Source organism: Janthinobacterium sp. 67 (assembly GCF_002797895.1).
Lineage (GTDB): Bacteria > Pseudomonadota > Gammaproteobacteria > Burkholderiales > Burkholderiaceae_D > Janthinobacterium.
The window spans coordinates 92,967-106,243 of sequence record NZ_PGES01000002.1 but is presented as its reverse complement, the minus strand read 5'-3'; the positions used below and the strand labels follow the sequence as shown (position 1 = coordinate 106,243).

The window sequence follows — 13,277 nt, the reverse complement described above, 5'->3', positions numbered from 1 at the left end:
TTGCTTGCATGAGACCGGTAAAGCAAGTTTGCATTTTGGGCATCACCAGCACGAACACAAAACATCCAAAGATACTTGTTGTGGTTCTTCCTCTTCCAGTTCAAAGAAATCGGCTGTTCATCTTGACTGCCCATCGTGCTCGCATGGCTTGGTAGGCATGATCACTTGGGCTTCCAATTTCGAGGAGCCGTTGACGGCAATTCATTCCTCGCCGTTATTAGTTCGAGCACTACCCCCTCCCTATCCTGACTTACCTGAGCGCCCTCAGTGGCATGTTGCCGCCTAGTCCGGCGACATAGACTCATATACATCTTCGTATTTGTAGATCACCACTACAGGTGAGCGTGTCGTCGCCGGATTCTTCCCATTTTATTTTTTGGAGAATTCTATGCGACCATCATTTTTGCCGCTTGTGCTTGCGATCGTACTCGCATTTCCGCTGCAAGCGGCTGCACAGACGGAAGTACCGTCAGTTGCAACGGCAGCCCCAGCGGCTGCTCATAAAGGCGCTTCTGCATTGACATTGGCAGAAGCAATCAAACTCGCCTTTGAGGGCAACCCTGGGCTCCGGACAGCCATGCGTGATATTGATATCGCCGCTGGCGAATTGATCCAGGCGGGTACCCGACCTAACCCTGAGCTTTCCTTTGTTTCGGAGGGTCTTAAAAAAGAACAGAGGACACGAACTATACAATTCAGTCAACCGTTGGAGCTGGGTGGCAAACGTGCTGCCCGCATGGCGGCAGCGAGCCTCGGAGGAGATATTGCCTCTGCCGATCTGGCCGGGTACCGTACCTCGTTGCGCGCTGACGTCGTGACTGCTTTTTTCGACGTCGTAGCGGCTCAAGAGGGCTATCAACTTGCGCTTGCATCACAGCAACTTGCGCAGCGCGTCAGCGATGCAGCGGCGCGGCGTGTGATGGCAGGCAAGGTGTCTCCGGTAGAGCAAACCCGGGCTCGTGTGGCGGAAGCAAGCAGCAAGATTGAACTCAATCAGGCTGCCAATGATCTGACGCTGTCCAAACGGCGTCTCGCTGCAACTTGGGGAAGCCAGACACCCCAGTTTGATTCCGTTGTCGCACTTGAAATGCCAGCACAGGCTGTCCCTACCTCTAATGAATTGAATAATCGCCTTCCGACAGCCCCACAGACTCTCCGGGCACGTCTGGAAGTTGATCGCCAAGAGGCGTTGACTAAGGTAGAACGCAGCCGCAGGATTCCTGATGTAAATCTCATCGTTGGAACCCAGCGTGACGAACAACTTGGTCAAGTCGGGCCGCGTCGCACCATCTTGGGGCTATCGATTCCGTTGCCACTTTTCGATCGTAATCAAGGCAACGTCCTCGCAGCCTTGCGCCGAGCAGACAAAGCCAGAGATGAGCTGAAGGCAGTAGAGAACAGATTGTCAGCGGAAGTTGCTGAGGCAACTGCACGCCTCAGTGTTGCGCAGTCCGAATTGACAATTTTGCGGACCGACATTCTGCCAGGAGCGCTGAGTGCATATGAGGCAGCTTCAAAAGGGTTTGAACTCGGAAAATTTAGCTTCCTGGATGTCCTTGATGCACAGCGCACACTTTTCCAGGCAAAAACTCAATATGTACGCGCGCTCGCTGAATCACATCGCTCCGCCGCCGACATCGATCGCATTATCGGACGCGTTGAATCGAATGGCACTTTGATTGCACCTGCGATCTCATATCAGGAAACAAAATGAAAACACCGAACATTGAAAAGAAATCGCTGCGCGCGATGATGGCGATCGTAGCAATCGGCGCTGTGCTGTTGGCCGCCATTTTATTTACTGGTAAATCCGGCGGCGCCCCGGAAGGGACGGACACTGAAACTACCGCCAAGGCAGATGAAAAAGAGAAAGGCGTTGGAGGAGGCGCCGGCAAAGGCAGCCATGGCGGAAAATTGTTTGTCCAAGGGGCGACTACCGTTGAAGTCATCCTTGCAGAAGAGAAGGGAGAAGCTCGCCATCGCTTATGGCTCTACGAAAATGGCAAACCCGTCGCGCCGACTACCGCCACTGCGACCGAGCAAATCAAACGCGCTGACGGCCAGGTGATGAACTTTGAATTCGCAGTCGACAAAGATAGTTTGCTGGCCAAAGAGAGCATTGCCGAACCGCATATTTTTGATGCTCTCATTACTGTCCGTAAGGGCGGCGTCACGATCCCGATCAAGTTGCAAAGCGAGGAAGGCAAAATTGAGTTGACTGATGCTCAAATCAAGACTGCTGGGGTGATGGTAGCAAAATCCGGTACGGCGAGTATTAATAGTGCCTTTCAACTAGCTGGCGAAGTGCGCTTCAACGAAGACCGTACTGCACACATCGTGCCCCGTTTGCAAGGTGTAGTTGAAAGTGTGGCCGTCGACCTTGGTCAGCAGGTAAAGAAAGGACAAGTTCTAGCAATCATCGCCAGCACCGTTTTGTCTGAAATGCGCAGCGAATCGCTTGGTGCGCAAAAGCGCCTGGCGATGGCGAAATTGACCTACGACCGTGAGAAAAAATTGTGGGAAGACAAAATTTCCGCAGAGCAGGATTATTTGCAAGCCCAGCAGGGGCTGCGCGAAGCGGAAATAGCTGCTCAGAACGCTTCTCAAAAAATCGCCGCCATTGGTGCCTCTGGTGCTAGTTCCGGTGCATTGAACCGCTTTGAACTGCGTGCGCCATTCGATGGTGCAATCATCGAAAAGCACATTACTTTAGGCGAATCTGTGGCCGCCGATGTGAACGTATTCACGATTGCGGATCTGTCAACGGTATGGGCAGAAATCATCGTTCCCGCCAAGGATCTCGGCACTGTGCGCGTTGGTACGAAAGCACTCGTCAAGGCAACCACGATGGATTCCGAGGCATCTGGTGTCGTTTCCTATGTCGGTTCGCTGCTTGGAGAACAGACACGCACGGCTAAAGCCCGAGTCACCCTGGCCAACCCGAAACTGGCCTGGCGCCCGGGCCTGTTCGTCAATGTCGACATGACCTCCGATGAGCGCGAAGTACCTGTTGCGGTGGCCAGCGATGCAATCCAGACGGTCGAAGGTAGTCCAGCCGTGTATATCCGCATCGATGGCGGCTTTTTCGCTCAGCCAGTGGAGACCGGCCGCAGCGATGGGAAATACACCGAGATCGTAAAGGGTCTTGCTGCTGGTACTACGTATGCGGCAAAAGGTAGCTTCGTCCTCAAGGCGGAGCAGGGCAAAGACAGCGCCGAACATGCACATTAAGCCGGAGAAATCAAATGTTTGAACGCATAATCCGCTTTTCCATCGAGCATCGATGGTTGGTGATACTCGGTGTTATTGCCATGATGGGTATTGGTATCTTCAGCTACCAAAAGCTGCCAATTGATGCCGTACCCGATATTACCAATGTCCAGGTTCAGATTAATACCTCAGCACCAGGATATTCGCCGCTGGAAGTTGAACAACGTGTTACTTTTCCGATCGAAACAGTGATGGCCGGCTTGCCAAGTCTGGAGCAGACGCGCTCATTGTCGCGTTATGGCTTGTCGCAGATTACCGTCATCTTTAAAGATGGAACGGATATTTACTTCGCCAGGCAACTGGTCAACCAACGATTGCAGGAAGCGAAAGAACGCCTGCCTGAAGGCGTTTCTCCGGTACTCGGTCCAATTTCAACGGGTTTGGGCGAAATTTATCTCTGGACAGTTGAGAGTGAGCCGAACGCAAAGAAGGCCGATGGCCAGCCTTACACGCCGACGGATCTGCGTGAAATCCAGGACTGGATCATCAAGCCGCAATTGCGCAACGTGACTGGGGTTACGGAAATCAACTCCATAGGTGGCTTTGCAAAGGAATATCACGTTACACCGAACCCGACAAAGCTGTCATCGTATGGCCTGACGTTTCAGGACATCGTCACTGCGCTGGACGCGAACAACAACAATGTCGGTGCCGGTTATATTGAAAAACGTGGTGAACAGTTTCTGATCCGCGCTCCTGGCCAGGTAAAGTCGCTGGAGGATATGAGAAATATTATTCTCAATACCGTTCAAGGGGTACCGATTCGCATTCGTGATGTGGCCGAAGTCGAACTCGGGCGTGAACTGCGTACCGGTGCGGCGACCGATAACGGCCGCGAGGTTGTGTTGGGTACTGTCTTCATGCTGATTGGACAAAACAGTCGGATCGTCTCGCAAGCGGTAGACAAAAAAATGGCGGAGATTAACCGCACTTTGCCCGCTGGTGTCAAAGCCGTCACTGTTTATGACAGGACCGTGCTGGTTGACAAGGCAATCAATACCGTTAAGAAAAATCTGATGGAAGGCGCGGTACTGGTCATCGTCGTACTGTTCCTATTCCTTGGTAACATACGAGCTGCTCTGATCACCGCGATGGTCATTCCGCTGGCCATGCTGTTTACGTTCACGGGGATGGTAACTTATAAGGTCAGCGCGAACCTGATGAGTCTCGGCGCCCTTGACTTCGGCATCATCGTCGACGGAGCCGTTGTCATTGTAGAAAACTGCGTACGCCGTCTGGCTCATGCGCAAGCGCATCATCAACGCACATTGACTCGCGCGGAACGTTTTCATGAGGTATTTGCTGCGGCAAAAGAGGCACGTCGCCCATTGTTGTTCGGTCAGCTCATCATCATGATCGTCTATATTCCTATCTTCGCCCTGACCGGTGTGGAAGGAAAAATGTTCCATCCAATGGCATTTACCGTTGTCGCGGCACTTGTCGGCGCGATGATTCTGTCGCTCACTTTCATCCCGGCCGCTATCGCACTGTTTATCGGCAAGAATGTTGCTGAAAAAGAAAATCGCGTAATGGAGTTCGCCAAGCGCTTATACACGCCTTTGCTGGCCAAGGCGTTGCTCAATAAAGCTATCGTGGTAACCTCTGCAGTCGTGCTTATCGTACTGTCGGGTGCTGTCGCAAGTCGGATGGGGAGCGAGTTCATTCCCAATCTGAACGAAGGCGATTTTGCGATTCAGTCGTTGCGCATCCCCGGGACTAGCCTGACCCAGTCGATCGAAATGCAGAAACAGCTCGAAGCTGGTCTGAAGGCCAAGTTTCCGGAAATTGAGCGGGTCTTCGCGCGTACAGGTACTGCGGAAATTGCTTCTGACCCGATGCCGCCGAATATTTCAGACGGCTATGTGATGCTTAAGCCTGAAAAAGACTGGCCGAGTCCGAAAAAAACCCGCGCGCAAGTACTAGCGGCCGTACAAGCGGAGGCAGCCACTTACGCCGGCAACAGTTATGAGTTCTCACAGCCCATTCAGTTGCGCTTCAATGAACTCATTTCTGGGGTGCGTAGCGATGTCGCCGTCAAGATATTTGGCGACGATATGGACGTTCTGAATGCGACAGCGGCGCAGATCGCTGGTGTACTTTCTCGCATCCCCGGCGCGGCGGAGGTCAAGACCGAACAGACTTCAGGCCTGCCAATGCTCACTGTCAATATCGATCGGGAGAAGACTGCTCGCTATGGCCTCAATGTCGGCGCGGTTCAAGAAGCGTTGGCGATTGCTACAGGCGGAAGAAATGCCGGCACCGTGTTTGAGGGTGACCGCCGTTTCGACATCATCGTGCGGCTTCCGGAAGATCTGAGAACTGACTTGGAGGCACTCAAGCGCCTGCCTATTCCTTTGGCACGTTCTTCGGGAACGAACGGTGCGGCCGGGGAAGTTAGTTTCATACCTCTCTCCGAAGTAGCCACCCTCGATTTTGCACCAGGTCCTAATCAGATCAGCCGGGAGGATGGCAAGCGACGCATCGTGGTGAGCGCGAATGTGCGTGGGCGCGATATTGGTACCTTCGTTCCCGAAGCGGAAAAACTGATTCAGAAGGAAGTCAAAATACCACCTGGTTACTGGATGATCTGGGGCGGGACTTTTGAACAACTGCAGTCAGCAACCCAGCGACTGCAACTGGTCGTGCCACTCGCATTATTCCTCGTGTTTACCTTGCTATTCGTGATGTTCAATAACGCCAAGGACGGCTTGATTGTGTTCACAGGCATTCCGTTTGCGCTGACAGGCGGCATTCTGGCGCTTTGGCTGCGCGATATTCCGCTCTCGATTTCCGCTGCAGTCGGTTTTATCGCCTTGTCTGGTGTGGCCGTGCTGAACGGTTTAGTGATGATCTCCTTTATCCGGACACTTCGCGATGAGGGCATGTCCTTAGATCAGGCAATCACGACGGGTGCGCTGACTCGTTTGCGACCAGTCTTGATGACTGCATTAGTGGCATCGCTGGGATTTATTCCGATGGCGATTGCGACCGGCACAGGTGCGGAAGTACAACAGCCACTTGCGACAGTCGTTATCGGGGGAATTATTTCATCGACGCTGCTAACGCTACTGGTCCTTCCGCTGCTTTATCGCTTAGCACATGGCAAGGATGAGGATGCTGAATCCGGTACTGCCCAGGAAAAAGATCAACTTCCTGCTTGATCCTCATATTGATTAACGACAACTGATAACAAACCGCCCAAGCATGGCATCGCTTGGGCGGAAAAAGAGCGACATAGACGTGGTCAGAAATCACAACACCGCCATAGGCACAGTAGAAAAGTATGATTTCGATAATACTTAATGTAATTATTATTTATTTTATTAAAAATGAAAATTTTTAATTAACATTTTTAGAATTTCTTCTTGGTTCGCGCGATCAGAAGGTTGTCAGTAATTGAATTTTTTCAAAAAATATTACGATTTAATTATGCATTGATATGATGTATAGGGAAAGAGTTGGTGTACCAATGGAAAATGAAAGAGAATTTATAAAATATATCGGTGAAAAATTGTTGATATTGGCACTCGTTTTATTGTTGATTTTTGTTTTTTTTGATTCTGTGTCCTATTGGTTGCCGGATTTAAATTGGTTAATCACAAATATTTTATAGAAATAAAATATTTCACAATCAAATAAAATAATTTTTTGGTAAAGATGGGGGGAGTCATGCGTATATTATTGCTGGGAAGTGATATCTCATTTGCCGACAAGGTATTTGATAGCGCCTTGAAAAATGGCTGGAATATCAATCATGTAAAAGACCTTATCGCAGCAAGATTGGCCTTGCTTGAGACGAGTTACTCTATTGTCCTAATCGATAATGATCTATCTTCGAAATTCGGGTTGAACCTCCTTCGAAATATGCGTGCACAATATGATGTGACACCAGTACTCATAACAGCCGAATCCTGTAAGGTGAGTGAGCGTATAACCTGGATTGATGCTGGTGCAGACGATTATTTGCTGAAACCATTTGAATTTGATGAGCTGTGGGCGCGTGTACGCGCAGTAACCCGAAGAAGTGAGGGCCGTATGGTGCCTTTAATAACTTGGGGCGATATTGAAATTGACGTCGTAAAGCGTAGTGTAACGCGTGCTGGTAAGCCAGTCCGGCTTAGCGATCACGAATACCGGATCCTGCTGACCCTTATGCAGGGAAAGGGACATGTTGTTGGACATGAGCATCTGGAAGCAATGATGTATGACGGAGCGGCTACGATTGAAAGCAATACGCTAGCCGTGCATATTTGTCAGGTCCGACGCAAACTGGGTGCGGGCATTATTACTACCGCCTATGGCCAAGGATATTTAATGGCTAATCCGTGCTGAAAATTCATTTGGCGTTGACTGCGTTCTAAATACAAAATATAAAAATTAAAAAGCCATATTAATTTTAATATACATCTCACATATTAATTGAGATTTGAAATGAATGATGCGATTAAAAATTCTCCGATAGTAGAAAACAAACCACTTGAAAGCGTGGGAGCCCGCAATCTGACAGAGATGCCTGATTTTCATCTGGACGTCACTTGGACAGTTTTGGGTACATCCGTTCTGACATTCTTGCTGCTCATGGGATTCGTGTTATGGATGCGGCTGTCGAGTCGTAGAAGAAAGTTGGTAAAGAAAGAAATTCTTCTACCGATTCGACATCCACGCAAGCGAAAACGGCGACGCCATTAAAACCATTGTGAATTCCCAAATTTTAATAAATTAGAGGAAGGTTATATTTTGATGCTTCGCTTTCAAGCAATGAGCTGGATTGAAGTCGCTTCTCACATTATTGATATGTTGATCGCCTATGCTTTGGCATTGCCAATTGGCTGGGACAGAGAGTCAGCAACAAATGGTGGCGCAGGTTTGCGGACATTTCCTATAGTTGCAATGGCCAGCTGCGGTTTTATTTTAATTGGAATCGGTGCGTTCGGTGAAAATTCACCACAGTTAGCGCAGGTTCTATACGGTTTGATCGTGGGGATTGGATTTATTGGTACCGGTACTATCTTCAAGAGTAGCAGCGAGATGCGCGGAAATACCACGGCATCGACAGTGTGGGTGACTGGCGCAATTGGCGCTGCAGTGGGATTTGCTTTGTACGATATCGCCGTGGTATTGAGTTTTGTAACTTTTTTGACACTACGTCTCAGAAAATTAAATACATGAATGATCATGAATGCCCATCATTACGAATATTTCTTTTGAAGTTTTATGTATAATTATTTGTTAAAATTAATGAAATTTAAAATTATTATCAATAGGAAGATATTTTAAAATATATTTCGGAGTAAACTATGTTGGAACACATCAAAGCAAGTTTGACCGATGCTAAGCAGGCCCTCGATACATTTCTAGCCGACGAAGCTGGGCTGCAGCGGGTAGAGCGTGCAGCAAATGTCTTGCTGGCTGCCTTTAATGGTGAAGGAAGGATATTCACATGTGGTAACGGAGGGTCCATGTGCGACGCGATGCATTTTGCAGAAGAGTTTACTGGGCGTTTCCGTAATGATCGATCTGGTCTGCCAGCAACAGCGATCAGTGACCCAAGCCATATGTCGTGTGTTGCAAACGATTTCGGATATGACCAGGTATTTTCTCGCTATCTGGAAGCGCATGGTCGTAAAGGCGATGTGTTGTTAGCCATTAGTACGAGCGGGAAAAGTCCGTCGATCATTATGGCTGTTACCAGCGCGCGCAATCTCGGAATGAAGGTAATTGGATTGACAGGCAAGGCGGGTTCGGAATTTGAGCCACTATGCGATGTTTGTATTTGTGCACCAGCTGGCCAATATGCAGACCGCGTGCAAGAGATGCATATTAAAATTATTCACATACTGATCGAATTGGTAGAGCGTTCGCGCTTTCCTGAAAACTACTAGTACATTTATGTGAAAATCCGGTCTCACTGGAATGCAGAGAATTTTTACCTGATGAGATAAAACTTGTCTTTGGTTTGTACTGTTTTTTTACTTCCCATCGTTAGGGATGGTTCTTAAAGACACTGTTCCAATAGCTGCGCGAAAGATGCGGTATCGGAAAATGTTAAGTACGACCGACGTTCCACAGCGCAAGCTCCATTATTCCTTTGACATGAAAGAATTAATCCATGAATGCAACTAAACATCCCGTTGAAGGCGGACCGGAAGATAAACAGCCTGACAAGGCTGCGCAAGCCCACGACCATCCTGGGCAGGTGGCATCTGATCACCGCCCTAAGGATGAACATGCTGGCCACGACCATGCGCATGGTGGTGCTTTGGGTGAAAATGCGGAACTCATTTTTGCCGGTTTATCTGGCGTCTTGCTGCTGGCAGGATGGGGGATCGAAAAATTCTCGTTCGGCCCAAGCTGGTTGCCTACTGCATCATTTGTTGCAGCGTATTTTTTCGGCGGATTTTTTACCGCCAAGGAAGCGATCGAGAATATCCGTGCGCGTCGTTTCGAAATTGACACTCTGATGCTGGTCGCTGCCGTGGGTGCTGCGGCATTGGGAAAATGGGCGGAAGGGGCTCTATTACTGTTTTTGTTTAGCCTTGGGCATTCGCTGGAGCATTATGCAATGGGGCGTGCCCGTCGTGCGATCGAGGCATTGGCCAAGCTTGCTCCCGAAACGGCCAACGTACGCAGGAATGGGACCATGATTGAGCTTCCAGTGTCACAACTGCAGCTCGGCGATATCGTGATTGTCCGACCGAACGAACGCCTTCCTGCTGACGGTGTGGTGACCCTGGGTACCAGCAGTGTGAACCAGGCGCCAGTAACCGGCGAAAGCGTTCCCGTCGACAAGCAACCCGCTTCTAATCCTGCAGAGGCGGTGAAGGCTTTCGACAAGGTCGCAGCTGTAAACCGCGTGTTCGCAGGCACCATCAATGGTAGTGGCGTCATCGAGGTCATGGTGGCCCGGCGTGCGGATCAGTCGACGATGGCGCGCGTAGTCAAGATGGTTGCCGATGCAGAAACGCAGCGCTCACCGACGCAGAATTTTACCGAAAAGTTTGAGCGTATTTTCGTGCCGGCGGTTCTTGTTCTAGTAACCATTCTGCTGTTTGCCGGAGTTGTGGTGGATGAACCTTTCTCGGACAGCTTTTACCGCGCCATGGCTGTCCTGGTTGCCGCAAGCCCATGTGCGTTGGCCATCTCCGTACCAAGTGCTGTATTGAGCGGTGTTGCAAGGGCGGCGCGGGGTGGTGTGCTGGTAAAAGGAGGAGCGCCGCTGGAAAATCTCGGCACGCTTACTTCAATTGCTTTTGATAAAACCGGCACTCTCACTGAAGGCAAGCCTAAGCTGACTGATGCTGTTGCGGCTAACGGGGCGAGCGAACAGGAACTGTTATCAGTAGCTATGGCAATCGAGGAGCATAGTGACCATCCGCTGGCGTCTGCCGTGGTGGTCGGTGCAAAGGAACGACTAGGGAACTCCGTGATACCAGTGCAGGCGTCCGATATCAAGAGCATTACGGGTCGCGGAGTACAGGCGCTGGTTGGTGAAGAACTCGTGTACATTGCCAAGCCGGTCTTTTTTTCGGAAACAGCCGGCAATGTCCTGCCGGTAGACGTGCTCAACGCTGATCTGAAACTAGTGGAAGCTGGGCGTACGACCATGATTGTTCTTAAAGGGAAACGCTTTCTGGGAGTACTGGGCGTCATGGATACGCCTCGTCCTGTGGCAGGAGAGGTCATGGCGGCGCTGCGTGGTTTGGGTATCGATCGCCTGATCATGATTTCAGGCGATAATCAGCAAGTTGCCAATGCGGTTGCCAAAAGCGTAGGCTTAACTGAGGCGCGTGGCGACCTGATGCCAGAGCAAAAGGTCGAAGCGATCAAGGAACTTCGTGATAAGCACGGCAAAGTCGCCATGGTTGGCGATGGCGTCAACGATGCACCAGCTATGGCAAATGCAACAGTGGGAATCGCCATGGGCGCTGCGGGTTCGGACGTTGCGCTAGAAACGGCAGATGTTGCACTGATGGCAGACGACCTTGCACAATTACCCTTCGCCGTAGGACTGTCCAGGAGCACCAGTCGTATCATCAAGCAAAACTTGTGGGTCAGTTTGGGCGTCGTCGCGGTATTGATACCAGCCACCATAATGGGTTTGAACATTGGGACCGCGGTCATATTCCATGAAGGATCGACGTTGCTGGTTGTCATCAATGCATTACGTTTGCTGGTTTATGGTGATGTTAAATCTGCAAAAACCATCGCGTAAAAAGAAAGGGCGCGCTCCAGAGCTGAACGGTAGCGCGCCGAAATTTATTTTCTTAAATCCTCCCTCGTTGGCTCTATGCAGAGCCAAAATAAAGAGCAAGGATTAGCGCCGCGGCGAACCAGATCGACCATAACGTATGGCTCAGAAAATGGGCCCCGCGTAATTGCTGTGATATACCCATGGTTAACCCCACCGCAAGACCTGCTACGCCCGCAAGAATAGCCTTTTTTGGCTCGGCCGGTAGCCAAAAAACACATAACGAAATCAGCCATAAGCCGCCTGAAGCGTGTCCGGCAGGAAAACAATTTCCGGCTATAACGAAATCCGGCATAAATTCCAGAAGACGGTAATAAGGCACGGTGCCGCCAAATTGATCAATATCCCAAGGGCAGTGCGACCGGCTACGCCTCTTCAATAGACTGATAGTCGCAGGAACCAGTATCTACGATAGAATGACTAGTCGGATGCGGCGGTCGAATTTGGGTTTCCAAAACTTTCCCGGATACTTCCAGCCGATCATGGTTAGAATAGCAAAGCCAATAGCCAGTAAAATCAGTGAATTTTTAAGATATTTGTGTAACAGGCGTTCGGTCACCCATGGATTTCGCAACGGAAAAACCTGCTGTTGGGCGTCAAAGCTCAGTCCTGCTAGCCACATGTCGATATTAGCGGCCTGCCCCATCCATAATAGCAAGCCGGCGCTAACAGCTAAGAGGAGCAATGCCTTGGAGTATGCCTTACTCTGCATTGGTGCATCCGTTTAAGATATCAAGCTCTGGCTTGTAAACTGAGGTGCTTACGCCGAGCAATCCCAGTATCGAATGGAATACATTATCGTGCGAGTAAGGCAAGGCGCGTCGCGCGTCCAGACAAGAACGTTTGAGTCGCAGTCTGTCTTGAAAGCGATCTGACATCCATATAAGCATCGGTACGTGGCGCTGTTCTATGGGGGATATAACAAAAGGCGTTCCAAAAAAACAACTTAAATGATATGTAAGAGAATGAATCAGTGGATAATAGTTAATTCGATGGCGGATGCCTGTATTCGATCAACCTTTTCTCAGCATCGCATAGAAAAATATCCGCGAAGTATACATCGTATATTCTTATCTCGAATTTTAGATAGGAGGGGCACAAATTTCTGGATATTGCAGAAAAAATGAATTGGCTGTGCAAAGCCATTGCTTCTGGAATAGCAAGTAATGTATAAGTCTGGCACGTAGATGTATGCTGCAAACTACGGTTCGCGTAGCGGTTTGGCAGGCTGTTTGGCAGGCTTTAGCTACGCGAGTAACAAGCTACACTGTCGGGCTACATGCCACGTGCAAGGAAATGACATGTGCCGGTTAAACAGTTATCAGCTAGTTGGCATAAAGAGGATTTGATCCCACATATACGCGAACACCATGCGTTTTCATTTCGGCTGGGGCAATGGAGGATAGGTCAAAATCATCTGTAGGGCGAAGAGTATCGAATAGCCAGGTAAACTGTTTTCCATCAGAGGTGAATGTAACGACATCTCCCTGCCTGACATTTACATATTTTGTAGATGGCAAAATTGTGACGCTACGTGTTACTGCTTGGGTTTGGACCGTGCTGCCAAGGTTGGTTTTAGCCATGACTTTACTCTGAGACTGAGCAGTGGCAATTAGCGGGCTGAGGGATGCAATCACAAACGCGGTGATGATTTTGGTTTTGATTAAGTTCATTTGATCTCCTGCCTCATGGTTGTGGTGAAAGAATCTTCGAATTCGGTGAGTTCATTTTATAGAAGTGATCGCACACCGGAATGGCC

At 49.7% G+C, this 13,277-nt stretch carries 11 protein-coding genes; 7 read left to right on the top strand and 4 right to left on the bottom strand.

Annotated elements, in window-relative coordinates:
• The first annotated feature begins 388 nt into the window (after positions 1-388).
• The 7 genes from CLU90_RS28345 (at position 389) to CLU90_RS28315 (ending at position 11,482) form a co-directional block, all read left to right on the top strand.
• Positions 389-1,714 (top strand): TolC family protein, encoded by a 1,326-nt coding sequence (locus tag CLU90_RS28345; RefSeq protein WP_100429652.1) that lies wholly within the window; start codon positions 389-391, stop codon positions 1,712-1,714.
• Complete coding sequence (locus CLU90_RS28340; RefSeq protein ID WP_100429651.1) at positions 1,711-3,231, top strand: efflux RND transporter periplasmic adaptor subunit; 1,521 nt, start codon at positions 1,711-1,713, stop codon at positions 3,229-3,231. The genes CLU90_RS28345 and CLU90_RS28340 overlap by 4 nt, the downstream gene beginning before the upstream one ends.
• Before the next feature lie 14 nt (positions 3,232-3,245).
• Positions 3,246-6,431, top strand: a complete 3,186-nt coding sequence (locus CLU90_RS28335) for a CusA/CzcA family heavy metal efflux RND transporter (protein WP_100429650.1) — start codon at positions 3,246-3,248, stop codon at positions 6,429-6,431.
• Positions 6,432-6,939: 508 nt separating this feature from the next.
• Complete coding sequence (locus tag CLU90_RS28330; protein WP_100429714.1) at positions 6,940-7,602, top strand: winged helix-turn-helix domain-containing protein; 663 nt, start codon at positions 6,940-6,942, stop codon at positions 7,600-7,602.
• 408 nt (positions 7,603-8,010) lie between these two features.
• Positions 8,011-8,439, top strand: a complete 429-nt coding sequence (locus CLU90_RS28325; RefSeq protein WP_100429649.1) for an MgtC/SapB family protein — start codon at positions 8,011-8,013, stop codon at positions 8,437-8,439.
• Positions 8,440-8,567: 128 nt separating this feature from the next.
• A complete protein-coding gene (locus CLU90_RS28320) occupies positions 8,568-9,152 on the top strand; it encodes an SIS domain-containing protein (protein WP_100429648.1) in 585 nt (194 codons plus the stop codon).
• Positions 9,153-9,379: 227 nt separating this feature from the next.
• A complete protein-coding gene (locus CLU90_RS28315) occupies positions 9,380-11,482 on the top strand; it encodes a heavy metal translocating P-type ATPase (protein WP_100429647.1) in 2,103 nt (700 codons plus the stop codon).
• A 73-nt stretch (positions 11,483-11,555) separates the two neighbouring features.
• On the opposite strand, the gene CLU90_RS30245 is transcribed toward CLU90_RS28315, so the two are convergent.
• The 4 genes from CLU90_RS30245 to CLU90_RS28300 all read right to left on the bottom strand — a co-directional run bounded on the left by CLU90_RS30245 (position 11,556) and on the right by CLU90_RS28300 (position 13,191).
• Positions 11,556-11,906, bottom strand: coding sequence for a phosphatase PAP2 family protein (locus CLU90_RS30245; RefSeq protein ID WP_374694341.1), 351 nt, complete (start codon positions 11,904-11,906; stop codon positions 11,556-11,558).
• Positions 11,907-11,924: 18 nt separating this feature from the next.
• Positions 11,925-12,230: a hypothetical protein gene (locus CLU90_RS28305; protein ID WP_100429645.1), complete on the bottom strand. Its 306-nt coding sequence runs from the start codon at positions 12,228-12,230 to the stop codon at positions 11,925-11,927.
• Positions 12,220-12,438 carry a sulfatase-like hydrolase/transferase gene (locus tag CLU90_RS30240; RefSeq protein WP_374694340.1) on the bottom strand — a complete coding sequence of 73 codons (219 nt, stop codon included), beginning with the start codon at positions 12,436-12,438 and terminating at the stop codon, positions 12,220-12,222. Before CLU90_RS30240 ends, CLU90_RS28305 begins: the two co-directional genes overlap by 11 nt.
• Before the next feature lie 405 nt (positions 12,439-12,843).
• The gene (locus CLU90_RS28300; RefSeq protein ID WP_071650240.1) at positions 12,844-13,191 is read right to left on the bottom strand and encodes a CzcE family metal-binding protein; all 348 of its coding nucleotides are present in this window, start codon (positions 13,189-13,191) and stop codon (positions 12,844-12,846) included.
• Positions 13,192-13,277 lie beyond the last annotated feature (86 nt).